Source organism: Actinacidiphila sp. bgisy167 (genome assembly GCF_965342175.1).
Classification (GTDB): Bacteria; Actinomycetota; Actinomycetes; order Streptomycetales; family Streptomycetaceae; genus Actinacidiphila.
The window spans coordinates 1-23,566 of record NZ_CBDRBL010000046.1; the positions used below are offsets into that span (position 1 = coordinate 1).

The window sequence follows — 23,566 nt, forward strand, 5'->3', positions numbered from 1 at the left end:
GCCAGAACGCGTTGGGGGGGGGGGTGCAGCCACCCCCCCCCCCCCGACCCCTTTCGGCGTCACTCGGCCTTGATGGCCTCCAGCATGTTCAGCCCGGCCGCCCGGCGGGCCGGCCACAGCGCGGCCAGGACGCCCACCAGGGCCGCCAGCGCCAGGAACAGCCCGATCCGGTCCCAGGGCAGCGTCGTAGCGTAGCTCGGCATCTGCTTCCTGATCAGCCCGCCGGCGGCCCAGGCGAGGAACACCCCGAGGCCGAGGCCCAGCACCGCACCGAAGAGCGAGATCAGCAGGGACTCCAGCCGGATCATCCGCTTGACCTGGCCGCGGTCCAGGCCGATCGCCCGCAGCATGCCGATCTCGTGCCGGCGCTCGAAGACCGACATCGCCAGCGTGTTGACCACACCCAGCACCGCCACCAGCACGGCCATCGCGAGCAGCCCGTAGAGGATGTTCAGTGTCAGGTCGACCGTGGAGCTGAGCTCGCGGGAGATGTCCGCCTTGTCCTGCACCTTGATGGCGGGGTTCGCACCGAGCGCCTTCACCAGCGCGTCCCGGTTGGCCTCAAAGGCGCCGCCGGCCATGCCCACCAGCACCCGCATGTCCCCGGTCCTGGGGGTGTGCGGGGTGACGGTGGCGTTGTCCATGATGACGCCGTTGATCAGGTCTCCGCCCTCGTAGACACCGCCGATCGTCAACCGCCCCTTGGTGCCGTCCTCGTAGCGCACCGCCAGGCTCTGCCCGGCGCGCCAGCCGCGCCACCGGGCGGTGTCGGAGTCCACGATGACGGAGTCGCCGTGGACCGAGGCGATGGAGCCGCTGGTGAAGTCCAGGGTGAGCAGCCGATCGATCTGCGGCACGTCGACGCCGGCGACCCACTCGTTCTGACCGCCCAGTTCGGCGCGTGCGTCGCGCACCGCGCTCGAGGCGCTGACCCCGTCGGTGCGGGCGATCCGCGCGGCCACCTCGGGGGAGAGGTTCCGGCCGGTGGCCATGGTGATCTGGTAGTCGGCCTTCAGGTGGGCGGCCGCCATCTCGTTCACGGTGGTCTTGGCCGAAAGGGCCACCACCGTGAGGGCGGTGATCAGGGTGAGGCCGATCATCAGGGCGGAGGCGGTGGCGGCGGTGCGCCGGGGGTTGCGCACGGCGTTCTGCCGGGCGAGCCTGCCCGTGACTCCCAGGGGCCGCAGCAGCGCCGCCGCCGCGGCGACCACCGGCCGGGACAGCAGCGGGGTGAGGACGAAGACGCCGATCAGCAGCAGCCCGGCGCCGCCGCCCAGGACCATGTCGCCGTTGTCCTCCATCCCCGAGCCCGCGAGCACCAGGACGACACCGGCCGCCGACAGCAGCGCGCCGAAGGTGTTGCGCAGGAGCAGGCCCCTGACGGTGGCCGGGGCGTGCACGCTGCTCATCGCCGCGACCGGCGGGATCGTGGCGGCCCGGCGGGCCGGCAGCCAGGCGGCGAGCACGGTGACGCCCACGCCGACCGCGAGCGCCACGCCGGCCGTGCCGGGCTGCACCGCCAGGGCCCCGGCGGGCAGGACGGCGCCGGCCGCGCCGAGCGCCGCCCGCATGACCGCCGCGATGCCGATGCCGAGCAGGAACCCGGTGACACCGGCCGCCGCTCCCACGGCAAAGGCCTCGACCAGCACCGAACGGGTCACCTGGCGACGGCTGGCACCCACCGCTCGCAGCAGCGCCAGCTCCTTGGTGCGCTGTGCGACGAGCATCGTGAAGGTGTTGGCGATGATGAAGATGCCCACGAACAGCGCGATGCCGGCGAAGCTGAGCAGGGTGGTGTTGAAGCTGCTGAGGTCCGAGGCGATCCGCCGGGCCTCCTCGTCCGCGAGCATCTGGCCGGTGGTCGCGGAGGCGTCCTCGGTGTAGCGCGGCAGCAGCTCGTCGATCTCGACCCTCAGCGCGGCCTGCGAGGTGCCGGGGGCGGCCTTGACGTCGATCTCCTCGTAGGCGCCCGGCTTGCCGAAGAGCTTCTGGGCCGTGGCGGTGTCGAAGAGCACCAGGCTGCCGCCCGCGGCGACGTTGCCGTCGTCGGTGCTGAAGACGCCGGTCACCTTCTGCCGCATCACCGGGCCGTCGATGGACATCCGGACGGTGTCGCCGACGCCGTAGCCCGTCCGCTCGGCGGTCCTGGAATCCAGCGCCACCTCGGAAGGGCCGTGCGGGGCGCGGCCTTGGAGCATCGGGTAGCGTCCGGGCCCCGTGTAGTTGCCGCCGCGGGTGGACCAGCCGTCACCGACCAGCCGGCCCTGCTTGTCGGCGATCGCGGTGAAGCCGTGCACGGTAGCGGTGGTGGACTCGGCGCCGGGCAGCCGGCCGATCTCGTCCACCAGCCGCTGAGGGAGCGGATGGTCGGCGTCCCCGTAGGTGACGGCGACCGAGACGTCGGCGTAGCTCCTGGCGGAGGCCTTGCGGAGGGCACTGCCGATGGTGTCGGTGAACACCAGGGTGCCGGAGACGAAGGAGACGCCGAGCATCACGGCGAGCACGGTCATCAGCAGTCTGGCCTTGTGCGCCAGGACATTGCGCAGGGCGGTACGGAACATGTCAGGGCTCGTCTCTCGGGTGTGGCTCGTCGTCGGCGGGGATCAGCTGGTACGGCCCTTGGCGTCGAAGCGCTTCATGCGCTCCAGCACCGTGTCCGCGGTCGGGCCGTGCAGCTCGTCGACGATGCGGCCGTCGGCGAGGAAGACCACGCGGTCCGCGTAGGAGGCGGCGACCGGGTCGTGGGTGACCATGACGACGGTCTGGCCGAGCTCCTTCACGGAGTTGCGGAGGAAGCCGAGGATCTCCGCGCCGGACCGGGAGTCGAGGTTGCCGGTCGGCTCGTCGGCGAAGATGATCTCCGGCCGGCTCGACAGCGCCCGGGCGACGGCGACGCGTTGCTGCTGGCCGCCGGAGAGCTGGGACGGCCGGTGCGACAGCCGCCCGGACAACCCGACGGTCCCGACGACCCGGTCCAGCCACTCCTTCTCGGGCCTGCGGCCGGCGATGTCCATCGGGAGCGTGATGTTCTCCGCGGCGGTGAGCGTCGGCAGCAGGTTGAACGCCTGGAAGACGAAGCCGATCTTGTCCCGGCGCAGCTTGGTGAGCTGCTTGTCCTTCAGCCCGGACAGCTCGGTGTCCCCGATCCACGCCGAGCCTGAGGAGATCGCGTCCAGGCCCGCCAAGCAGTGCATGAGCGTGGACTTGCCCGAACCGGAAGGCCCCATGATCGCGGTGAACTCACCGGCCGGGAACTCGACCGACACCGCGTCGAGCGCGACGACCCGGGTCTCGCCCTCCCCGTAGACCTTGCTCAGATCGATGGCGCGGGCGGCCGTCGCGGTGGCCGTTGCGGTGGGCTGTGCGGTGGGCTGTGCGGCGGTGGTCACGGCACGCTGCTCCTGTCGGGGGGCGGGGATGCGATCGGACCCCTCCATCGTTCCGGCGGGAGCCGCTGCCCGAATCCGTCGGGATCGTGGTTCTGAAGGCCGACTCGAGAGGTACGCGCGGACCCCGGCGTACGACTCGGGTATGACGCGGCCTCGGGCAACGGCCTGGGACGGAAGCGATTTCGCGTCATGTGCGGAGGATCCCTTCCACCGCCCAAACCGCCCCGGGCCTGCGCTTTCACGCGCACCGACATATTCTGATGATATGTCAGGTAGCCCTAAAATCAGACAACATGACGAATCTGGGACCCGGCTCCACCCGGCCCGCCGGATAGGCTCGCCCTGCGCTCTCGCGCCGCCCCGCCCGGATGGTGGAATGCAGACACGGCGAGCTTAAACCTCGCTGCCCCTTGCGGGCGTACCGGTTCGAGTCCGGTTCCGGGCACCACCTCCCTCACCGGCGCTGACCAGCAGGGATGGGCGGCGGCGCGACGCCCCGACAGTGCGAGCGGCCCCCGCGGGGCGGAGGTTGCCCCGTCATGGTCGTGGCAGCCCGCACCCGCACCCGCACCCCTCAGGAGCCGACGGCACTCCCGCCCCGGCGCGGAGCCCGGGGTCTTCCGTGTCTGAGTGCCGACGCCTTGACGGTCCATCAGCATGTCTGAGGTGATCCGTCCCGATACCGGAGCGCGGCTCAAGGCGGCACGAGGAGGGCGCGGTTCGACGGAGTGCGAGCCGGCGAGCGCCTCGCGAGTCCCGGTGCGCGGGGCTGTGGTCGTCGCGGGTCTGCGCACGTGACGGGCGTCGGCTTCTCCGACGGACGGGCAGACGCGGCGCCATTGATCGCCATGCGACTCTGCAATTACGGTCTGTTACGCAAACCTCCTGCTTCATTGGAGCCGACCGTGCCCGTATGTGTCGCGCCATCCGCGGCTGCCCCACATCCCGCCCCGAACACCTCGCGCCGGGCTGTGACGTTCGGTGAGTGACGGCGTCATCGTCTCCGGGGCCTCGCGGCGACTCGCGGTCGCCCACTGGCTCGCGTCCGCCGCCCTCGACCCGCGGAAGGCACGCGACGAGTGGGATGAGCGCGATGTCGCCGTTCTGCCGTGCGGGACGCTGTTCTCGGCTGTGCGCGTGCCGGGGGAGGCCGTGCACGCCGCCGCCGGGACCCACGATCCGCGAGGGGTACGGGAGTACCTGGCCGACGCCCTCGGTGAGGGGCCGGTCGTCGTCGACCCGGTCAGCCGGCGGTACTACGCGCTGGTGCCCGCGAGGCGCCGCGCTGCGCTGGGAGGTCGCGGGCACCGTGTGCCTGGGCCGCGGCTCCTGTGTGGGCTTCCCGCACCCGAGGTGCGCCGAACCCCGGTACGGACGCTCGTACTTGGCGGCGCCGATGGACTCGGCCGGCGTGCTGTGCGCGCCGGGCGACGTGGCGCTGGCGGCCCTGGCAGGCGGGTCCCGCCGGGCCGCCGAGCACGCGCAGCGATGAGCACGGCCCTGGCTCGACGCCGAGGTCCCCGTCCGCCCGTACGCGAAGGAGTCGCGCCATGACCGATGCCCCGACCGCCGGCTTCTCCGCCCTCTCCCTGGAGCCGTTCCCCGAGCTCCGGATGGGCGACGACCTTGCGCGCGCCATCACCGACGTCCTGACGCGCACCGGCACCGAGCTGGCGGACGGCGACATCGTCGTCGTCGCCTCCAAGGCCGTCTCCGTCGCGGAGAAGCGCTACGTGGACCTGGCAGGCGTCACTCCCGGGCCCGAGGCGGTAGCTGGCGGCCCGGACGGGCAAGCCGGCCGAGATCACGCAGTTGATCCTGGAGAACTCCACCCAGCACTTCCTGGCCGGCGAGCGCGGCCCGATCATCGCCCGGCACATCCTCGGCCACCAGCTCACCTCCGCCGGGATCGACCGTGCCGGCACAGCGGGCGCCTGGCTGCTGCCCGCCGACCCGGACGCCTCCGCCCGGGCCCTGCGTGACGCCCTCAGCGCCCAGACCGGCGCCACCGTCGCCGTGGTGATCGCAGACTCCGACGGTCGCGCCGACCGGCGCGGCGCGACCGCCGTCTCCGTCGGCGCTGCCGGGGTGTCGCCGCTGCGCGTCACCGAGCACGACGGAAGACGGCAGGAGGAGACCTTCGCCGACCTCATCGCCGCGGCGGCCGCGATCATCGTGGGGCAGCGCGGCCGCGGCGCTCCGGTCGCCGTGCTGCGCGGTATCACCTATGCGGCCGGAGACGAGGGTGTGGCGGCGATGCTGCACCAACGGCCCTGACACCGCGCCGCTGCCGGCCGGTTCCGCGGGCAGCGCGGCCGCCCGGCCCGACGAGCGCGCGCCTCCGCTCGACCGGATGGTGATCATGTATTGATGAAGGCGGGCCCTCGGGAGGATCGTTGGGGACGTCCTCGGCACACCACCTCTGGAGAAGACATGACCGTGCTGCGCGTGAAGGCCTTCGACCACCTGGTGCTCAACGTCGCCGACGTGGAGCGGTCCCTGGCCTTCTACACCGGTCCGCTGGGCCTGGAACCGGTGCGCATCGACGAATGGCGGGCCGGGAAGGCCCCGTTCCCGTCGGTGCGCGTCACCCCGGAGACCGTCATCGACCTCGTCGCCGGGCCCCGCGGCGAGTCCAACGTCGACCACATCTGCCTCACCGTTGAGCCGCTGGACTGGGAAGAGGTCGTCGCCTCAGGGGTGTTCACGATCCTGGAGGCCGATGTGCCGCGCTTCGGCGCGCGGGGCGTGGCGCGCTCGACCTACGTCGCCGACCCGGACGGCAACACCGTCGAACTGCGCTGGTATCCGCAGGACGCCGAGAAGTGAGCGCGGTTCCGGGCGCCGGAGACGGCACCCGGAACGGTTGCTACAGTGCGGCCGTGTCCGACTCCTCGCGTACATCGCTGGCCGGCGCCGGCTGGGACGGCCAGCAGGTCGGCGCCTACCGGGAGTTGATGCCGGCCCGAGTGGTCAACCTCTCGTGGCTGGACCCGGTGACCCTGTGGAAGGCCCGCAACGGCGTGGTCGCCAAACTGCTCGGCGACCCGACCGGCCGGGACCGGCAGCGCTGGGTGGACGGCCAGCGGCAGCGGGGGGAGGCCGGCCCGGACCTGGTGATCGAGCGGGACGACCCCGACGCCTTCTCCTTCCTCCTCCTCGGCGACACCGGCGAGGGCGACGCGCCGCAGTACGCCGTCGTCCCCGGGATGCTCACCGCGGGCGCGGGCACGCGCTACGCCGTGATCTGCAGCGACGTCAACTATCCGGTCGGCAACGCCGACGAGTACGACACCAAGTTCTTCCGGCCCTACCGCGACTACGACGCCCCCGTCTACGCCATCCCCGGGAACCACGACTGGTACGACGGACTGACGGGCTTCATGCGGGTGTTCTGCCGCGCCCCCGCCCTGCCGCCCGCACCGCGCCCCCGCCCGCTGTCCCGGGCCTGGTGGCGCGGCCTGCTGTGGGCGAAGCCCGGCGTTCCGGACGACGCCCGGCTCGAGGAGGCCCGCCTGATGCGCTCCGCGCCCTCCCAGGCTGCGTACCAGCCCGGCCCGTACTGGGCGATCGACTCGGGGCCGCTGCGGATCATCGGCATCGACACCGGGCTGCTCGGCGGCATCGACCGGGAGCAGGGCGAGTGGCTGCGCCGGGTCTCACTCGGCCCCCGTCCGAAGATCCTGGTCACCGGCTCCCCGATCTACGTGGACGGTGAGCACCACCCCTGCGCCGTCGAGGGCGGCGGCACCGTCGACGAGATCGTTCGTGATCCGGGGCGCAACATCGTCGCCGTGATAGGCGGCGACATCCACAACTACCAGCGCTACCCGGTCGACGTGGACGGCCGCAGGATCGAGTACGTCGTCGCCGGGGGCGGCGGCGCCTTCATGCACGCGACCCACACGATCCCTCGGGTGGAGGTCGACGGCGTCACCGAGGACCGGTTCCGCTGCTACCCGATGCGCGGCGACTCCCTGGCCTTCTACAGCCGCCTCTACGGCCGCCGGCTCCACCTGCGCCGCCTGTTCGAGCTGACCCCCGACGAGGCGTCCGCCGTCCTCGCCCGGCGCCTCGGCGTGCCGGCGACCCGGGCCACCGGCGCCCGGGTGACGCTGCGGACCCGCTTCGTCGCGTCCGTCCTGGGAGCCCCGCCCCGCCCGGAACGCGGACGCCGGCTGCGGCTGCCCGTCCGCCGGGTGCTCACCGGTCTGCTCTCCCCGGGCTCGGCGACGTACAGCCCGCCCTTCTTCAAGAGCTTCCTGCGGCTGGACGTCCACCCGTCCGCGGTGCGGGTGCGGTGCTATGCCGCCACGGGCCTGCTGGCGCACGAACTGGACCCGCCGGTCGAGGACGACTTCACCATCCCCCTTTCGCGCACGGACACGGACGCCACGGACACGGACGAGGCGACGGACGCGAACGCGTGAGCCGAGCGGTCTCAGCGCCCGTACCGCCCCGGCCGCGGACGACGCACGGGCTTCGGTCTTTACCTGCACCTGAACATCTCGTCGCGTTATGGACATCTGCGCTTGGTCAACCCTCCCCCTGGCACTCCTAAGGTCATGGCCAAACAATGGCAAGCAGTGAGCAATGGAGGTCGTTGTGTCGGAGGGTGCACGCAAGACCCGGCGGTTCGCCGTGCCCGTGGCGGCGGCCGCCGCCACGGTGGTGGCGACCATGGTGGTGAGCCCGACGCTGGGCGCGTCGGCCACGGCCCCGCAGGCCGCGGACAAGGGCAAGGCCCCGATCGCGAAGAACGTCATCTTCATCAACGGCGACGGCATGGGCGCCGCCGCCCGGCAGGCCGCGCGCCTGCACCTGGCCGGCCTGAACGGCCAGCTCGCGATGGACAAGCTTCCCTACTCGGGCCAGCTGACCACCGACCCCGACGACCCGAAGGCCGTCGTTACCGACTCCGCCGCGGCCGCGACCGCGTGGGCGACCGGTGAGAAGACCTACAACGGCGCGATCAGCGTCGACGTGGACGGCAACCCGCTGGCCACCCTGGGCCAGCAGGCCAAGGCCGCTGGCAAGGCAACCGGCCTGGTCACGACCGCGCAGGTCACCGACGCCTCCCCGGCCGCCTTCTTCTCCAACACGGCCAACCGGTCGGCGCAGGACGAGATCGCGCGCCAGTACATCGACGTCAGCAAGCCGGACGTCATCCTCGGCGGCGGCGAGGACTGGTGGCTGCCCGCGGGCGACGCCGGCGCGTTCCCGGACAAGCCGGCCGAGGACACGTCCGAGGCGAGCAAGGGCACCAAGGGCGACCTGATCAAGAAGGCCCAGAAGGCCGGCTACACCTACGTCACCAGCGCGGACCAGCTGAACAGTGCCAAGGGCGGCAAGCTCCTCGGCCTCTTCGCCAACGAGGAGATGTTCCAGCAGCACCCCGAGGGCCAGGGCGACGTCTACAACCCGGTGGTCGGCCTGTCCACCATGACCAGCAAGGCCCTCAGCACGCTGGACAAGAATAAGAAGGGCTTCTTCCTCATGGTCGAGGAGGAGGGCGTGGACGAGTTCGCGCACAACAACAACGGCACCCGCGTGCTCCAGTCCATGCAGGAGCTGGAGAAGGCCGTCGCGGTGGCCCGCGCCTACGTCGCCACCCACCCTGACACCCTGCTGGTCGTCACGGGTGACCACGAGACCGGCGGCCTGGCCGTGGAGGACGCGGACTCCGCCGACGAGTCCGGCGACGGCATCTCCGCCGAGGATGGTCCGTTCGGCATCCGCGGCAGCGACAAGTCGTTCTACATCGACTGGACGACCTCCGGGCACACCGGTGTGGACGTCCCCGTCACCGCCGCCGGCCCGCTCGCGGACCGCTTCACCGGCAAGCACGCCAACACCTACGTGCACGACGTCCTGAGCCAGATCCTGGCGACGCGTCGCTGACCGGCTGCACCACGACGGCGGGTGCCGGGGAGGGCGTACCCTCCCCGGCACCCGCCGTCCGCTGTGGGCGGTGTGGACGTCGCACAGACGGGGAAAGGCGTGGTGGCAGGCATGGCGGATGTTGCGAAAGATCCTCCTTGAGGCGTAGGCAACCCGCTTTGCCATACCATTACTCTGGTGTGAAGCCGTATCGCGCGGCCATGGAGGAGTGACAGATGAGGAGCAGCAACCCGGTCTTCTCGCGCCGTGGGTTCTCCCACGGGGAGGGCTACGCGGGCTTCGGCGGACAGCCGCAGACTCAGGGCGGCCCCGCCGTGGGCGGCAACCCCTACGCGGGCACGAACCCCTACGAGACCGCATATCAGGCCCCGACGACTGCCCCCGCGCAGACCGACCGGATGACGATGGACGACGTCGTCATGCGCACCGCCATGACGCTGGGCACCGTCGTGCTCGGCGCGCTGGTGGCCTGGTTCGTGCTGCCGGTCTCGGAGAAGAGCTACGGCCTGGCGTTCGGCGCGGCCCTCGTCGCCATGGTCCTGGGCCTCATCCAGTCCTTCAAGCGCCAGGCGTCGCCCGCCCTGATCCTCGGCTACGCGGTCTTCGAGGGCGTCTTCCTCGGCGTCCTCAGCAAGATCTTCAACTTCATGTGGCCGGGCATCCCGCTGCAGGCGGTGCTGGGCACCATGGCCGTCTTCGTCGGCATGCTGGTGGCGTACCGCACCCGGCTCATCCGGGTCACCGCGAACTACATGCGCATCGGCATGGCGATCGCCATCGGCTTCGTCATCCTGATGTTCATCAACCTGATCGCCGCGGTGATCGGCGGCGGTGACGGGCTCGGCCTGCGCAGCGGCGCGCTGGGCGTCGTCGTCGGCATCATCGGCATCGCCCTGGGCGCGTTCTTCCTGTCGCTGGACTTCAAGCAGGTCGAGGACGGCATCCGGTACGGCGCCCCGCGCCAGGAGTCCTGGCTGGCGGCCTTCGGCCTGACGGTCTCCCTGGTCTGGATCTACCTGGAGATGCTGCGGCTGATCGCCATCCTGCGCGGCGACGACTGAGCCGCCGCCCCCGTCAGTGGCCTGCGAACGGGCCCCGCAAGGCATCGCCTGCGGGGCCCGTCCGCATGTGCGGGGAGGCGGGAGGGGGAGGGCGTCAGCCGAACCTGCGCGCGGCCCGCCTCAGGTCGTGCTCGTGGACGATGGCCTTGGCGTGTCCGTAGGACAGGTCGTGCTCGCTGCGGAGCCAGCTGACCTTCTCCTCGAAGCGGAGGAATGCGGGCCCGTCGTCGACCATGCGAAGCCATTCGCCGATCTCGCGGCCGGTGCAGTGCGGGATGTGGGTGAGCAGGTTCCGGTGGGTCTCTTCCGAGAAGGTCTGGGACATCGGCGCCTCCGGTATGCGTTCCGGTCACCCCACCGTGCCTGAGCCGTCGGCTGTTGGCAACAGCCTGACGCGGTCGGTCGTAAGTACGCACCGGTAGGCTCCCGGTGTGCTGGACTGTACGACGCTCCGCGACGCCGCCGGACTCCTGGCCGCGCGCTACCGCTCCCTGCCGCAGAGTCGGCTCCGCGGCGAGGTGGCCCGGGCGGGCCTGGAACTCGCCCGTGACCTGGCCGAACGCGCGCAGCGGATCGAGTTCCCAGGACGCGACCCGCTGACGATGCCCGACGAGGGGGTCTTCGTGATCGGGGACCAGATCTCGGTGGCCGCGCATGATCTGGCCGCGGCTCTGGAGCCGCATCCGGAGCTGGTGGATGTGCGCGACGCGGCCGTGTCCCGGATCGGGGAGGCGGCCGTGCGGTGCGGTCTGTAGGGCGGGGCGGTTACAGCGAGGCGACGACGCGGTCGGCGAGTACGTAGACGGATTCGTCGCCGTAGGTGAAGGTCAGCGCGTAGCCTCCGGCGATGGCGGAGCCGCCGAGCAGGATCGGGGACTCTCCGCGGTCGAGGGCGTCGCAGAGGCGGTCGGCGGTGTCGCGGTCGCCGGGGGTCATGCAGAGCGTGGTGCCGTCGGCGAAGACGTACACGTCGAGCGTGCCGAGCGGGCCGGGACGGATGTCGGCGAGCGGCATCCGCAGGTCCGCGAGTTCGGACAGGCGCTCGGCGGTCTGCTCCTGGTTGGCCACGACCGGGGCGGGGACGGCGAAGTCGGGGTCGGAGGGGTGCCGGAAGGCCCCCGGGCCGCCGGGCTCCAGCCCGGCGAAGTCGGCCTGGCGGGGGAGGAAGGGGCCGTACGGCAGCACCTCGTAGTCGGTGCCGGGCGCGGAGCCGGGAGCCGGGCCGGCGCCCTGGCCACCGAAGAACTGGGTGTCGAGCTGCGGGTCGGCGAGGGTCTCGCCGGCCTCGCCCGTGCCGTAGCCGAGGGGGGATTCCTGCGCGGCCCAGAAGGCGCGCGCCTCGGCCAGTTCGCGCTCGCGCTCGTCGGCGAGCGCGTCGGCGACGGCCGCGCGGATGGCCTCGGCGTCCGGAGCGGTGCGTGCGGGGGGCACGACACCCGTCCGTTCGGCCCGGGCCTCCGCCAGGTCCGCGCGCAGGGCCGCGACGTCACGACGTACGCCGCGTGTCGCGAGCAGCGCGGCGGAACCGGCGGCCACGGCGGTTGCCGCACCCGTCAGCAAGACGAGGAACATGGCGCTCACTGGCGTACTCCCGACTGTGCTTCCCGAGCCTCGGCCCCCTGTACACCACCACTTTGCACCGGAAGCCATGGCCTCTGCAGTGCGGAACGTCACGAAATGGGAGGGCCCAAAGTCTCAGGCGTCAGTGGTGACTTGCCCCTGACCTGCGAAAACAACCGCCCCCGGAAGTAGGTCACATCCAGGGGGCGGTTCGATTGCGACTTGTGTCTCGAACGCACGTTCGAGACCTTGTGGGCCCCGGGCGGGTGCGGGTGCGGGTGCGGGCGCCGGGCGGCGGCCCCGTTACGACAGGCGCTCGATGACCATGGCCATGCCCTGCCCACCGCCGACGCACATCGTCTCCAGACCGAACTGCTTGTCGTGCCACTGGAGCGAGTTGATGAGCGTGGTGGTGATGCGGGCGCCCGTCATCCCGAAGGGGTGGCCCACCGCGATCGCCCCGCCGTTGACGTTGAGCTTGTCGATGTCGACGCCCAACTCCCGGTAGGAGGGGATGACCTGCGCCGCGAAGGCCTCGTTGATCTCGACCAGGTCGATGTCGCCGATCGTCAGCCCGGCCCGCTTCAGGGCCTGGCGGGACGCCTCGACCGGGCCGAGGCCCATGATCTCCGGGGACAGGGCCGAGACGCCGGTGGAGACCACCCGGGCGAGCGGGGTGATGCCGAGCTCGCGCGCCTTGGTGTCGCTCATGACCACCAGCGCCGCGGCGCCGTCGTTCAGCGGGCAGCAGTTGCCGGCGGTGACGGTGCCGTCGGGGCGGAAGACCGGCTTCAGGCCCCGCACACCCTCCAGGGTGACTCCGGAGCGCGGGCCGTCGTCCTTGGTGACGACGCTGCCGTCGGGCAGGGTCACCGGGGTGATCTCACGCTCCCAGAAGCCCTTCCCGATGGCCTCCTCGGCGAGGTTCTGCGAACGGACGCCGAACTCGTCCTGTTCGGCACGGGTGACGCCCTTGAGAGCGGCCAGGTTCTCGGCGGTCTGGCCCATGGCGATGTAGGCGTCCGGGAGCAGCCCGTCCTCCCGCGGGTCGTGCCATTCCCCGCCGCCCTGCTCGGCCCTGGCGGCGGTACGGGCCTCTGCCTCGGCGAAGCGCGGGTTGTGGGTGCCAGGCATGCCGTCGGAGCTGCCCTTGGCGAACCGGGACACGGTCTCGACGCCGGCCGAGACGAAGACGTCGCCCTCGCCCGCACGGATGGCGTGCAGGGCCATCCGGGTGGTCTGCAGCGACGAGGAGCAGTAGCGCGTGATCGTGCAGCCCGGGAGGTGGTCCATGCCCATCTGCACGGCCACGATCCGGCCCAGGTTGTGCCCCTGCTCGCCGCCGGGCAGGCCGCAGCCCAGCATCAGGTCGTCGATCTCGCGGGGGTCCAGCTGCGGCACCTTGGCCAGGGCCGCCTGGACGATCGCGGCGGTCAGGTCGTCGGGGCGCAGATCCTTCAACGACCCCTTGACGGCCCGGCCGATGGGGGAGCGGGCGGTAGAGACGATCACGGCTTCTGGCATCGCGACTCCTCGGCGAGGCGGTGGAAGTACGGCTGGGATGCGGAAGTTACCAGCACGTAGCAGAGCGCGTCACGGCGTGGGCGCTGTGACGCGGACCTCTGTATGAGCGCTTGCTTAGTCCATGATGGCGCATCCTCGCGGCCAGCGCCGCCCCCCGTGCGATGCTGGGCCGGTGACTCCGGACGACCTGGTACGCCTGCGACGCGCCCGCGACGCCATGGACCGCGACTACGCGGAGCCCCTCGACGTCACCGCGCTGGCCCGCACCGCGCTGATGTCCCCCGGCCACTTCTCGCGCAGCTTCCGGACCGCCTACGGCGAGACCCCGTACAGCTACCTCATGACCCGCCGGATCGAACGCGCCAAAGCCCTGCTGCGGCGCGGCGACCTCACGGTCACCGAGGTCTGCTTCGCGGTGGGCTGCACCTCGCTCGGCTCCTTCAGTTCGCGCTTCACCGAACTCGTGGGGGAGACCCCGAGCGCCTACCGGGCCCGCGACCACGAGCCGGGGGCGCCGATCCCCGCGTGCGTCGCCAAGCGGTACACCAGGCCCGTGCGCAAGAAGAAGGCCGAACCCGCCGCGCAGGCGGCCGACCCGGGCGGAGCCTAGGCCGGGTCGTCACATGACCCGCCCTTCTGGCGACGCCGCTCATGTGACGACACGGCCTAGCCTGGTCCGCATGGACATCACGCTGGCACAGTGCTTCATCGCCGTCGACGACCACGACAAGGCGCTGCCCTTCTACCGCGACGTCCTCGGTCTGGAGGTCCGCAACGACGTCGGCTTCGAGGGCATGCGCTGGGTGACGGTCGGCTCGCCCGGCCAGCCCGGCGTGGAGATCGTCCTCGAACCGCCCCTCGCGGACCCGGGCGCCCCCGAAGCGGACCGGCGAGCCATGAGCGAACTGCTGGCCAAGGGCATGCTGCGCGGAGTCATCTTCGCCACCGGCGACGTGGACGCCACCTTCGAGCGCATCCGCGACGCGGGCGGCGAAGTGATCCAGGAACCCATGGACCAGCCCTACGGCGTCCGGGACTGCGCCTTCCGCGACCCCTCAGGCAACCTGCTCCGCTTCACCGAGCGCAAGCCCGCCTGACCCGCGCCCGCACCGCCCCGGGCGGGCCCGCCGCAGGGCCCGCCGACCGCGGCCGCGGCCCCGCCTGCCGCGCCCCCGCTCAGTTCTGGGCCGCCTCGGCGGCCTCCGTCGCGGGCGGCACCTTCGCGTCGGGCAGCCGGCGACGCCGGCGGCGCTTGAGCACGGCCCAGCGGCCGCGCGGACCGGAGACCGTGCCGGCGGCCGCCGTGACCTCGGTGCCCGCCTCGCCCGCCGCCTCCGCGGCGGCCTCGGCCACCGGCAGGAAGCCCTCGCCGCGCCGCGCGTCGGGACGCTCGTCCTCCTCCGGCCACAGCCCGACCGCGGAGCACAGGGTCGGCAGCACCGCCATGGCCGCGGTCGCATACCCCTCGGCCGACGGGTGGTAGTTGTCCGGGCCGAACATCTCACGGGGGCGGGACTCGAACTCGGGCCCCAGCAGGTCGCCCAGCGACACCGTGCGCCCCCCGAGACCGACCACCGCGATCGTCTGAGCCGCCGCCAACTGGCGGCTCAGCCTGCGCGCGACCCAGCGCAGCGGCTGGTAGACCGGCTCGATCGTGCCCAGATCCGGGCAGGTCCCGACGATCACCTCGCAACCGGCCTCACGCAACCGCCGCACCGCGTCCGACAGCAGCCGCACCGAGACCGCCAGCGGCATCCGCCTGGTCACGTCGTTCGCCCCGATCATGATCACGCACACGTCGGGCGGCGCGCCGCCGCTCTCCTGCCCCAGCAGAAGATCGACCTGGCGGGCCAGGTCGTCGGACTGCGCTCCGGGGTTGGCCACATTGACCAGCCGCACCGGCCGTTCCGCCACCGCCGCCACCCCGGACGCCAGCAGCGCCCCGGGCGTCTGACTCGCCCGGTGCACCCCCTGGCCCGCCGCCGTCGAGTCGCCGACCAGAGCCAGCACGATCGGCCGCTCCTCGGTGCTCAGCGCGAAAGCCGCGCCGTAGACGCCGTCCGCGCGAGGTGGGACGGCGTCGGAACCGCCCACGGCCCTGCGGGCGAGCGCGCCCTCGGTCAGCAGCAGGCCGACGGCGGCACCGCCCAGCAACCCGATGCCTCCACCTCCGTACGCGGCGGCCGTCGCGATCCGCCGCGCCACCCTTGCCCTGGACAACGTCCACCTCCCGCGCCGGGTGTGCGGACCCCCGTGGCCCGACCCGTACAACGATTTGTTGCCCCCTCCGACGTCCGCCGCAACCGCTGGCGGCCCGGACTCAGGTCAGCCGCTGCTGCGCGACGAACCACGCGAGCTGAGTGCGGTTGGCCGTCCCGGTGGACTCCATCAGGGACCTGATCCTGCGCTGCAGCGTGCGCAGGGATATGCCCAGCTGGGAGGCGATCGCCTTGTCGGGGAGCCCGGACATCAGCAACGAGAGCAACTGCTCGTCCAGCTCGGGGAAGCCGGGGAACCCCGGCTCCTCCCCGACCGTGCCGGGCGCCGGCATGCGCAGCGGCGTGCCGCGCAGCCACCGGTCCTCGAAGAGCTCGAGCAGCGCCTCCACCAGCACCGAGCGGTGCAGCAGCAGCAGACCGGCGGAGGAGACCGCGGACCGGTCGCGGCTGCCGGACAGCGGCAGCAGCGCCCGCTCGGCGTCGACGATCATCAGCTTCATCGGCACGCTCGGCACCGCCCGGGCCAGCTCCCCCGGCTCCACAAAACCCGGCATGTCCGCCGCCCCGGGGTACACCAGGGCCGTCGTCTCGTACAGCGAGCGGTACCCGACCCCGGCGGCCAGCCGCTCCCGCTGCACCGGGTTGCCTGCCGTCGCGACGTACGGCGGCCGCACGAAGATGAGCACCTCCTTGCGGGCCTCGCGCTGCAGCTGTTCGATCACGCGCTGCTGCTCCGCCTCGCCATGGACGACCTCGGCGATCCCACCCGGCATCACCGGCTCGGCCGGCCGGGCCGCGCGCTTGGCGGCCAGCGCGCCGAGCCGCTCCCGTACGGACGCCACGGCGGACTCCACCGCCTCAAGGCCGCTGAGGGCGGCGAGGTGGTCGGCGTCCGCCGCTTCCGCCTCGGCGGTGCCCGGGTGCTCGGCGTCAGACATCGCTCACCACCCCCCGGTGCAGAGGAACGGTGACGCGTCTGCGACGTGTCGTGATCCCGCCACGGAGCGACTCTACAACCGGACCTTCCGGGGCGTACGTCACACGGGTGTGAAGGGTGCGGGGCCCGGCCCCGGCAAGGGCGGTCCGACGCCGGAAAACCGCTTACCCTGGCCTGACAATCACGCAGAAGCCGGAGACAATGGTGCAGGTCCACGACTCGATGATCAGCCTCGTCGGCAACACCCCGCTGGTGAGGCTCAACAGCGTGACGGCGGGAATCCAGGCGACCGTCCTTGCCAAGGTCGAGTACTTCAACCCCGGAGGTTCGGTCAAGGACCGCATCGCGCTGCGGATGATCGAGGCCGCGGAGAAGAGCGGCGAACTCAAGCCCGGCGGCACGATCGTGGAGCCCACCTCGGGCAACACGGGCGTGGGCCTGGCGATCGTGGCCCAGCAGAAGGGCTACAAGTGCATCTTCGTGTGCCCGGACAAGGTCTCCACCGACAAGATCAACGTGCTGCGCGCCTACGGCGCCGAGGTCGTGGTCTGCCCCACCGCCGTGGACCCCGAGCACCCGGACTCGTACTACAACGTCTCCGACCGGCTCGTCCGCGAGACCCCGAACGCCTGGAAGCCGGACCAGTACAGCAACCCCGAGAACCCGGCCTCGCACTACCACTCCACCGGCCCGGAGCTGTGGGAGCAGACCGAGGGGAAGATCACCCACTTCGTGGCGGGCGTCGGCACCGGCGGCACCATCTCCGGCACCGGCCGCTACCTCAGGGACGCCTCGGACGGCAGGGTCAAGGTCATCGGCGCCGACCCGGAGGGCTCCGTCTACAGCGGCGGCTCCGGCCGCCCGTACCTCGTCGAGGGTGTCGGCGAGGACTTCTGGCCCACCGCCTACGACCGCACGGTCGCGGACGAGATCGTCCCGGTCTCCGACAAGGACTCCTTCCAGATGACCCGCCGCCTCGCCAAGGAGGAGGGCCTGCTCGTGGGCGGCTCCTGCGGCATGGCGGTCGTCGCGGCGCTCCGCGTGGCCGAGCGGCTCGGCCCGGACGACGTGGTGGTCGTCCTGCTGCCGGACTCGGGCCGGGGGTACCTCTCGAAGATCTTCAACGACGAGTGGATCAGCCAGCACGGGTTCGGCGAGGACGCGGCGACAGAGCCGACCGCCGGCGATGTGCTCGCCCTGAAGGAGGGTGGCGCCATCCCGAACTTCGTCCACATGCATCCCAACGAGACCGTCGGGGCCGCGGTGGAGGTGCTGAAGGAGTTCGGGGTGTCGCAGATGCCCGTGGTGACCAAGGGGGCGGGACATCCCGACGTGATGGCCGGAGAGGTGATCGGGGCCGTGGAAGAACGCGTTCTTCTGCACGCGCTCTACGCCGAGCACGCCGGGTCGGACGACCTGCTGGGGAAGCACATGTCACCCCCGCTGCCGGTCGTCGGTTCCGGCGAACCGGTGTCCCGGATGATGGCCGCACTGGAAGGACGGGACGCGGCAGTGGTGCTGGTGAACGGCAAGCCCACCGGCGTCGTCACCCGGCAGGACCTCCTGGGCTTCCTCGCCGGCAAGGCCGACACCAGCGCGGAGGCGTGACCACGGCCGGCCAGAGGGACGAGGACCCGCTCTTCACCCACGCGTGGACGGTGAGCCTGCCCGCCTGATGCCGGTGGCCTTCACAGGGCCCTGCCGGGCACTGCCCGGCAGAGCCCCGTGTCTCCGCTGTCGAGGGACCGCACGGGGGCTCAAGACCCGTGCACGGGGGTCGTCCAGGACGGCTCCGACACCGTGACCACGCCCGCCGAGCCGAAGGCATCGCGTTGCTTCGCTGCCCCCTTCGGCGAGTGGAGCCCGGCAGCGTTCCAGCTGTTCGGTTACCTGTTCAGCCACCGGTTCAGCCAGCTGTTCCATGAACCATCGCATGATCTCGGGGTTTTCCCGGCACCTGTCCCGGGCGCCCGGTCGGGTCCGCCCGCCGGTTCGCGGAACCGGTACACCCGCGTCACGTGAGCGCAGCACGCGCTTAACACGGCTCCTGCACAGTGGTGGATGTCGGCGGGACGGCGCACCGCTCGCCCGGCCGACACCACGGATGTGGCGCCAAGGACTCCGGAGCGGCTCCCGGACCTCCATGGTGACCCCTGGACGTGTGGCCCGGCCCTGATCCGGCCCGCGTCCCTCGCGGGGACCGCCGTCGTCCCGCCCCCCGGGCGACCGGGGGTGCGGCGGTTCCCGCGCAAGCTGTGGAAGAGCGGTCCGCGCACGCGCGGGCCGCTCTTCTGGTTGAGTGGCCGCCGTGATCAGCGCACAGACGTTCGCAGCCGTCGAGGAGTCCATACGCACCGCGGCCGACGAGGAGGCGCTCGCCCGCTTCGGCCGTCTCGCCGAGGGCGAGGTCGACCAGAAGAAGGGCCCGCTGGACCTCGTCACGGTCGCCGACCGCCGTATCGAGGAACGCCTCACCCGTACGCTCACCCGCCTGCTGCCGGGCTCGGCCGTCATCGGCGAGGAGGCCGTGCACGCCGACCCCGGGCTTCTCGGGGCGCTGCTCGGCGATGACCCCGTCTGGATCATCGACCCGGTCGACGGCACCTCCAACTTCGTCCGCGGCGACGCCTCGTTCGTCACCCAGGTCGCCCTCGCCGCGCGCGGTGAGCTGCTGGCCTCCTGGACGTACCGGCCCGTGGACGGGGTCCTCGCCACCGCCCGGCGCGGGGAGGGCGGGTATGCCGAGGGCCGGCCGCTGCGCCTGGCCGCCGGCGGCGCGCAGCAGGCCGACGAGGTGCTGCTGGTGGCCGGGGCCCGGCCCGCGCACCTCACCGACGACCAGCACCGGCGGTTGTACGAGCTGGGGACGGAGCACGGCGTGAAGCCGTGGGCGAGCGGTTCCGCGGGCTGCGACTACCTGGACGTCGCGCTCGGGCGGCTCGACGCGGCGACCTATGCCTACGACAACCCATGGGACCACTCCGCGGGCATCCTGCTGGTCGCCGAGGCGGGTGGCACGGTGCTGGGCGCGGACGGGCTGCCGTTCCGCATGGCTGCCGGGCCGCTGCCCTTCGCCGCGGCGCGGGACGAGAGCGCGGCCCGCCGCGTCGTGGCGCTGCTGAACGCGTAGCGCTCGCTCGCGTGGGCCGCGTGCCGGGAGTCGCCCGTACGCCGCACGCCGTGGGGTCCGAGCACGGCGGGGCGGTCGGGCCGGTCCGCGGTGGCGGTGGCGGGCAGCGCGGGGCGCTGGCGTGCGCCGCGGGCCGCCCCGGTGGGGGGCCGGCCCGGTGGGGCGGCCCGCCGCCCTCGGGCGGTCAGTCCTCCCAGGCGTCCGGGTCCTTGCCGCGGCGCGGTGCGCCGCCCCGCTCGTTGAACAGCCACCCCAGCGAGTGGGCCGCGTTGACGGCGACGACGCCGATCCAGGCGACGAGCAGTCCGGGCAGGTCGCCCTTCTCGCCCGCGATGGCGGACAGCGGGATGGCCATGACGAGGGAGAACGCCCCGAAGCCGTAGCGCGCGCCGAAGCGGCTGCCGCGGCCGGGGCCCGACGGGCCGACCTGGCGTCCGGCGCGGGCGAACGCCGTCCGGCTCTCGGCGAGTTCGCGGCGCACCCGCCGCTCGACCTGGGCGTCGATGCGCTGGCCGATCTTCTCCAGGAAGGAGTCGACGAGGGCCGACTCGTACTCCTCCCCCAGGTCCTTGCGTGCCTGGAGGGTGGCGGCGAATTCCTTCTTGAGGTCTGGGTCACGGGCGTCCATGGCGCCACCGTACGGACCGGCCGGCCCCGTGACACTGGGGGAAACCCCCGAACCTTCTCGGGGTCCACCACTACGAGACGATCGATTCCAAGGGGTCGGCGTTCGCGGGCGGCCCGCGTTCGGCGGGTGACCGCTCCGGACGGTCCTCTGCGTCGGTGCGCCGCAACGTGACGTCGGTTTCCTGCCAGCAACCGCCGGTGCGCCGCTTCAGCATGGGCGCATGACCAGATACACCGTGCTCCCCGTTGACGCGGCCGTCCTGAGGGAACTGCGGGTTCTCGACGACGCGGGCCGTCCTTGCGCCCCGTACGTCGCGACCGGCGACGACGTGGGCTCTCCGCTGCGCTGCTGTCTGCGCACCATCACGCTCGGCGAGCGAATCGCCCTTGTCTCGTACGCCCCGTTACGTCGTTGGGCCGCCGTGAGGGGTGCAGATCCGGGCGCGTACGACGAACAGGGTCCCGTCTTCATCCATGCCGACGACTGCGGCGGGTTCACCCCCGGCGAGAACTACCCCTTCGCTCAGCCGGGGGCCATGCGCACCGTGCGCCGCTATGACGCCCGAGGCCATATCGCAGGTGGCCGTCTTCTGGCGATTCCGGCCCAGGCCACGACTGCCTTCGACGCGGCCTTCGACGACGCGTTCAGCGATCCGGGCGTGGTGCTCGTCCACGTCAGGGCACTGGAATACGGATGCTTCCACTTCGAGGTACGACGGTCCTCCGCCAAGGAGCGATAGCAGCCGCACCACCGGATGGCAGAGTCGGACTCCCTCGCCGCCGCACCTGTACGTGAAGACCGACGACCTGCTGAAGGCATCGCCGCACCTCGCCCTTCGGCGGCAGGCGACAGGCAGCGTGCCGCACCGGCGCCCAACCGCGGAGATCACCTAGGGTCGTGCCGTGACCGGATCCGCGCCGCGCCTGCTGACCGCGCTCCACCACGCCCCGGCCGACCGCCCCGACGCGGTCACCGTGGACGGACGCACGTGCTCGCGGGAGGAGTTGCTCGGCGCCGCGGGCGCCTTCGCGGCACGTGTCGCGGGGGCCCCGGCGGTGGCGGTGCGGGCGGCGGCGTCCCTGGAGACGGTGGTGGCGGTCGTCGGCGGGCTCCTGGCGGGCGTCCCGGTGGTGCCGGTGCCGCCCGACGCGGGTCCGGCCGAGCGGGACCACATCCTGCGCGACTCCGGGGCGGTGCAGGCGCCCCCGGCCGTCCTCACCGAGCGCCGGTCCTGGGACGGCCCCGAGCCGGGCCCGGACGCCACGGCCCTGGTCCTGTACACCTCGGGCACCACCGGGCCGCCCAAGGGCGCGCTCGTGCCGCGCCGTGCGATCGCCGCCGACCTGGACGCCCTCGCCGGGGCCTGGGAGTGGACGGCCGAGGACACCCTCGTCCACGGGCTGCCGTTGTTCCATGTGCACGGTCTGGTGCTCGGCGTGCTGGGCGCGCTGCGCATCGGGAGCCGTCTGGTCCACACCGGCCGCCCGACGCCGCAGGCGTACGCGGCGGCGGGCGGCAGCCTGTACTTCGGGGTGCCGACCGTCTGGGGCCGGGTCGCGGCGGACCCGGACGCGGCGCGGGAGCTGAGCGGCGCCCGGCTGCTGGTGTCGGGCAGCGCGCCGCTTCCGGCGCCGGTCTTCCGCGACCTGGAGACGCTGACCGGGCAGCGGCCCGTGGAGCGGTACGGCATGACGGAGACCCTGATCACGATCAGCACGCGGGCGGGCGGCGAGCGGCGCCCGGGCTCCGTGGGGCTGCCGCTGGCAGGGATCCGCACCCGCGTCGCCGCGGAGCCGGGCGCGGAGATCGGCGAGCTCCAGCTCACCGGGCCCACTCTCTTCGACGGCTATCTGGGCAGGCCGGAGGCGACCGCGGCCTCGTACACCGGGGACGGCTGGTTCCGTACCGGGGACATCGCGGCGATCGAGCCGGGCGGCATGCACCGCATCGTCGGCCGGGCGTCCACCGACCTGATCAAGTCCGGTGGCTACCGGATCGGAGCCGGCGAGGTGGAGAACGCCCTGCTGGACCACCCCGCGGTGCGCGAGGCGGCCGTCGTGGGCGTCCCGCACGCCGATCTCGGCCAGGAGATCGTGGCCTACGTGGTGGCGGACGGCGCCGTCGGCGAGCGCGAGCTGATCGACTTCGTGGCCGCCCACCTGTCGGTGCACAAGCGCCCGCGCCGGGTCCGCTTCATGGACGAGCTGCCGCGCAACGCGATGGGCAAGCCGCAGAAGAAGCTGCTGCCGCCCGTGTGAGCCGGGCGCCTTGCCACTCTGCATGGAATCATGCAGAGTCATCGGCACATGAATGGCCGAGCGGGGAGGGCGCCATGGCCACCGAGGACCTCACGGGAGCCGGCGGGACCGACTCCGCGTCGGCGCGGCTGGTGAAGCTCTTCGAAGCGCATCGGCTCACCCCCACCCAGCGCCGCATCGCCCACTGCCTCGTCCGCCGGGCGGATGACGCGCCCTTCCTGTCCAGCGTCGAGGTCGCCGAACTGGCCGGGGTCAGCCAGCCCTCCGTGACGCGCTTCGCCGTGGCGCTGGGCTTCGACGGCTACCCGGCGCTCCGCCGCCACCTGCGCGAGGTCGCGCCCACCGCGGCGGGGCGGGGGGCGCCGGCCGGGGACGCGTACAACGAGTACCAGGAAGCGGTGCAGGCCGAGATCGAGAACCTGCGGCACCTCGCCGCGCTGCTCGCCGATCCGGCTCCCGTGGCCCGCGCGGGCGCCCTGATCGCCGCCTCCCGGCCGCTGCCCGTGCTGGGGCTGCGTGCCGCGGCCGCCCAGGCCCGCGGCTTCGGCTACTTCGCGGCCAAGGTGCATCCCGACGTCCGCGTCCTCGACGAGGGCGGCAGCATGCTCTCCGACCGCGTCGACGCGGCCGTGCGGGCCGGTGCGAGTGCCCTGCTGTGCTTCGCGCTGCCACGGCATCCGCGGGAGGTGGTCGAGGCGCTGGAGTACGCGCGCGCTGTCGGGCTCACCGTCGTCACGGTCGCCGACAGCGCCTTCGCGCCGGTCGCCGCGCACTCCGACGTCCTCCTTCCGGCGGCTGTCGGAACGGGGCTGGCCTTCGACACCGCGTGCGCGCCCATGCTGCTCGGGCGGGTGCTGCTGGAGGCCATGTGCGACGGGTTGCCGGAGGCGCAGGCGCGGTTGGAGGAGTTCGACGCCAAGGCGGCGGCGCGGGGGCTGTTCGTCGAGTGACGGGAGCCG

General features: G+C 72.5%; 21 protein-coding genes, 1 tRNA gene and 1 pseudogene. 15 read left to right on the top strand and 8 right to left on the bottom strand.

Features of this window, described 5'->3' with window-relative positions:
• Window positions 1-59 precede the first annotated feature (59 nt).
• Both ACRWND_RS18410 and ACRWND_RS18415 read right to left on the bottom strand, forming a co-directional pair.
• Complete coding sequence (locus tag ACRWND_RS18410; RefSeq protein WP_431950649.1) at window positions 60-2,561, bottom strand: ABC transporter permease; 2,502 nt, start codon at window positions 2,559-2,561, stop codon at window positions 60-62.
• A gap of 42 nt (window positions 2,562-2,603) precedes the next feature.
• Entirely contained in the window at window positions 2,604-3,437 is an 834-nt protein-coding gene (locus ACRWND_RS18415; RefSeq protein WP_431950651.1) for an ABC transporter ATP-binding protein, read from the bottom strand.
• A gap of 314 nt (window positions 3,438-3,751) precedes the next feature.
• Here ACRWND_RS18415 and ACRWND_RS18420 point away from each other — a divergent pair.
• From ACRWND_RS18420 to ACRWND_RS18450, 7 genes and pseudogenes are all read left to right on the top strand, one after another.
• Window positions 3,752-3,837: transfer RNA gene (locus tag ACRWND_RS18420), tRNA-Leu, on the top strand.
• A 1,165-nt stretch (window positions 3,838-5,002) separates the two neighbouring features.
• A pseudogene (locus tag ACRWND_RS18425) lies at window positions 5,003-5,101 on the top strand (coenzyme F420-0:L-glutamate ligase); the annotation flags it as partial.
• A gap of 100 nt (window positions 5,102-5,201) precedes the next feature.
• The gene (locus ACRWND_RS18430; RefSeq protein WP_431950653.1) at window positions 5,202-5,666 is read left to right on the top strand and encodes a coenzyme F420-0:L-glutamate ligase; all 465 of its coding nucleotides are present in this window, start codon (window positions 5,202-5,204) and stop codon (window positions 5,664-5,666) included.
• 156 nt (window positions 5,667-5,822) lie between these two features.
• Window positions 5,823-6,218: a VOC family protein gene (locus ACRWND_RS18435; RefSeq protein WP_431950655.1), complete on the top strand. Its 396-nt coding sequence runs from the start codon at window positions 5,823-5,825 to the stop codon at window positions 6,216-6,218.
• A 53-nt stretch (window positions 6,219-6,271) separates the two neighbouring features.
• Window positions 6,272-7,819, top strand: coding sequence for a metallophosphoesterase family protein (locus ACRWND_RS18440; protein ID WP_431950657.1), 1,548 nt, complete (start codon window positions 6,272-6,274; stop codon window positions 7,817-7,819).
• Window positions 7,820-7,994: 175 nt separating this feature from the next.
• The gene (locus tag ACRWND_RS18445) at window positions 7,995-9,290 is read left to right on the top strand and encodes an alkaline phosphatase (protein WP_431950659.1); all 1,296 of its coding nucleotides are present in this window, start codon (window positions 7,995-7,997) and stop codon (window positions 9,288-9,290) included.
• Between the two features lie 215 nt (window positions 9,291-9,505).
• The gene (locus ACRWND_RS18450; protein ID WP_431950661.1) at window positions 9,506-10,351 is read left to right on the top strand and encodes a Bax inhibitor-1/YccA family protein; all 846 of its coding nucleotides are present in this window, start codon (window positions 9,506-9,508) and stop codon (window positions 10,349-10,351) included.
• A gap of 94 nt (window positions 10,352-10,445) precedes the next feature.
• On the opposite strand, the gene ACRWND_RS18455 is transcribed toward ACRWND_RS18450, so the two are convergent.
• Window positions 10,446-10,676, bottom strand: a complete 231-nt coding sequence (locus ACRWND_RS18455; protein ID WP_431950663.1) for a DUF4287 domain-containing protein — start codon at window positions 10,674-10,676, stop codon at window positions 10,446-10,448.
• 106 nt (window positions 10,677-10,782) lie between these two features.
• Between ACRWND_RS18455 and ACRWND_RS18460 the strand changes: the two genes are divergently transcribed.
• A complete protein-coding gene (locus tag ACRWND_RS18460) occupies window positions 10,783-11,106 on the top strand; it encodes a hypothetical protein (protein ID WP_431950665.1) in 324 nt (107 codons plus the stop codon).
• A 10-nt stretch (window positions 11,107-11,116) separates the two neighbouring features.
• Here the strand turns inward: ACRWND_RS18460 and ACRWND_RS18465 are convergent, their stop codons facing one another.
• Together ACRWND_RS18465 and ACRWND_RS18470 are read right to left on the bottom strand one after the other, a co-directional pair.
• Window positions 11,117-11,932, bottom strand: a complete 816-nt coding sequence (locus tag ACRWND_RS18465) for a hypothetical protein (RefSeq protein WP_431950667.1) — start codon at window positions 11,930-11,932, stop codon at window positions 11,117-11,119.
• Between the two features lie 282 nt (window positions 11,933-12,214).
• Window positions 12,215-13,435, bottom strand: coding sequence for an acetyl-CoA C-acetyltransferase (locus ACRWND_RS18470; RefSeq protein ID WP_431950669.1), 1,221 nt, complete (start codon window positions 13,433-13,435; stop codon window positions 12,215-12,217).
• Between the two features lie 172 nt (window positions 13,436-13,607).
• On the opposite strand from ACRWND_RS18470, the gene ACRWND_RS18475 reads away from it, so the two are divergent.
• On the top strand, window positions 13,608-14,045 hold the full coding sequence (locus tag ACRWND_RS18475; RefSeq protein WP_431950671.1) for a helix-turn-helix transcriptional regulator: 438 nt from the start codon (window positions 13,608-13,610) through the stop codon (window positions 14,043-14,045).
• 70 nt (window positions 14,046-14,115) lie between these two features.
• Entirely contained in the window at window positions 14,116-14,532 is a 417-nt protein-coding gene (locus ACRWND_RS18480; RefSeq protein ID WP_431950673.1) for a VOC family protein, read from the top strand.
• Window positions 14,533-14,611: 79 nt separating this feature from the next.
• On the opposite strand, the gene ACRWND_RS18485 is transcribed toward ACRWND_RS18480, so the two are convergent.
• Both ACRWND_RS18485 and ACRWND_RS18490 read right to left on the bottom strand, forming a co-directional pair.
• Complete coding sequence (locus ACRWND_RS18485) at window positions 14,612-15,640, bottom strand: SGNH/GDSL hydrolase family protein (protein WP_431950728.1); 1,029 nt, start codon at window positions 15,638-15,640, stop codon at window positions 14,612-14,614.
• A gap of 115 nt (window positions 15,641-15,755) precedes the next feature.
• On the bottom strand, window positions 15,756-16,592 hold the full coding sequence (locus tag ACRWND_RS18490) for a helix-turn-helix transcriptional regulator (protein ID WP_431950675.1): 837 nt from the start codon (window positions 16,590-16,592) through the stop codon (window positions 15,756-15,758).
• A 203-nt stretch (window positions 16,593-16,795) separates the two neighbouring features.
• Here ACRWND_RS18490 and ACRWND_RS18495 point away from each other — a divergent pair, with 203 nt between their 5' ends.
• Both ACRWND_RS18495 and ACRWND_RS18500 read left to right on the top strand, forming a co-directional pair.
• Entirely contained in the window at window positions 16,796-18,199 is a 1,404-nt protein-coding gene (locus ACRWND_RS18495; RefSeq protein ID WP_431950730.1) for a cystathionine beta-synthase, read from the top strand.
• 700 nt (window positions 18,200-18,899) lie between these two features.
• On the top strand, window positions 18,900-19,721 hold the full coding sequence (locus ACRWND_RS18500) for an inositol monophosphatase family protein (RefSeq protein WP_431950677.1): 822 nt from the start codon (window positions 18,900-18,902) through the stop codon (window positions 19,719-19,721).
• A gap of 184 nt (window positions 19,722-19,905) precedes the next feature.
• Here ACRWND_RS18500 and ACRWND_RS18505 read toward each other — a convergent pair whose 3' ends face one another.
• Window positions 19,906-20,349, bottom strand: coding sequence for a hypothetical protein (locus ACRWND_RS18505; protein WP_431950679.1), 444 nt, complete (start codon window positions 20,347-20,349; stop codon window positions 19,906-19,908).
• A gap of 220 nt (window positions 20,350-20,569) precedes the next feature.
• Between ACRWND_RS18505 and ACRWND_RS18510 the strand changes: the two genes are divergently transcribed.
• The 3 genes from ACRWND_RS18510 to ACRWND_RS18520 all read left to right on the top strand — a co-directional run bounded on the left by ACRWND_RS18510 (window position 20,570) and on the right by ACRWND_RS18520 (window position 23,557).
• Complete coding sequence (locus tag ACRWND_RS18510; protein ID WP_431950681.1) at window positions 20,570-21,088, top strand: DUF1203 domain-containing protein; 519 nt, start codon at window positions 20,570-20,572, stop codon at window positions 21,086-21,088.
• Window positions 21,089-21,251: 163 nt separating this feature from the next.
• On the top strand, window positions 21,252-22,607 hold the full coding sequence (locus tag ACRWND_RS18515; RefSeq protein WP_431950683.1) for an acyl-CoA synthetase: 1,356 nt from the start codon (window positions 21,252-21,254) through the stop codon (window positions 22,605-22,607).
• A 74-nt stretch (window positions 22,608-22,681) separates the two neighbouring features.
• The gene (locus ACRWND_RS18520) at window positions 22,682-23,557 is read left to right on the top strand and encodes a MurR/RpiR family transcriptional regulator (protein WP_431950685.1); all 876 of its coding nucleotides are present in this window, start codon (window positions 22,682-22,684) and stop codon (window positions 23,555-23,557) included.
• The last annotated feature ends 9 nt before the right edge of the window (window positions 23,558-23,566 follow it).

What these genes read in the sequence shown, in the direction of transcription:
- ACRWND_RS18410 (WP_431950649.1), bottom strand. Translation starts at nt 2,561, where the DNA reads ATGTTCCGTACCGCCCTGCGCAATGTCCTGGCGCACAAGGCCAGACTG.
- ACRWND_RS18415 (WP_431950651.1), bottom strand. Translation starts at nt 3,437, where the DNA reads ATGGAGGGGTCCGATCGCATCCCCGCCCCCCGACAGGAGCAGCGTGCC.
- ACRWND_RS18435 (WP_431950655.1), top strand. Translation starts at nt 5,823, where the DNA reads ATGACCGTGCTGCGCGTGAAGGCCTTCGACCACCTGGTGCTCAACGTC.
- ACRWND_RS18450 (WP_431950661.1), top strand. Translation starts at nt 9,506, where the DNA reads ATGAGGAGCAGCAACCCGGTCTTCTCGCGCCGTGGGTTCTCCCACGGG.
- ACRWND_RS18455 (WP_431950663.1), bottom strand. Translation starts at nt 10,676, where the DNA reads ATGTCCCAGACCTTCTCGGAAGAGACCCACCGGAACCTGCTCACCCAC.
- ACRWND_RS18470 (WP_431950669.1), bottom strand. Translation starts at nt 13,435, where the DNA reads ATGCCAGAAGCCGTGATCGTCTCTACCGCCCGCTCCCCCATCGGCCGG.
- ACRWND_RS18480 (WP_431950673.1), top strand. Translation starts at nt 14,116, where the DNA reads ATGGACATCACGCTGGCACAGTGCTTCATCGCCGTCGACGACCACGAC.
- ACRWND_RS18490 (WP_431950675.1), bottom strand. Translation starts at nt 16,592, where the DNA reads ATGTCTGACGCCGAGCACCCGGGCACCGCCGAGGCGGAAGCGGCGGAC.
- ACRWND_RS18505 (WP_431950679.1), bottom strand. Translation starts at nt 20,349, where the DNA reads ATGGACGCCCGTGACCCAGACCTCAAGAAGGAATTCGCCGCCACCCTC.
- ACRWND_RS18510 (WP_431950681.1), top strand. Translation starts at nt 20,570, where the DNA reads ATGACCAGATACACCGTGCTCCCCGTTGACGCGGCCGTCCTGAGGGAA.
- ACRWND_RS18520 (WP_431950685.1), top strand. Translation starts at nt 22,682, where the DNA reads ATGGCCACCGAGGACCTCACGGGAGCCGGCGGGACCGACTCCGCGTCG.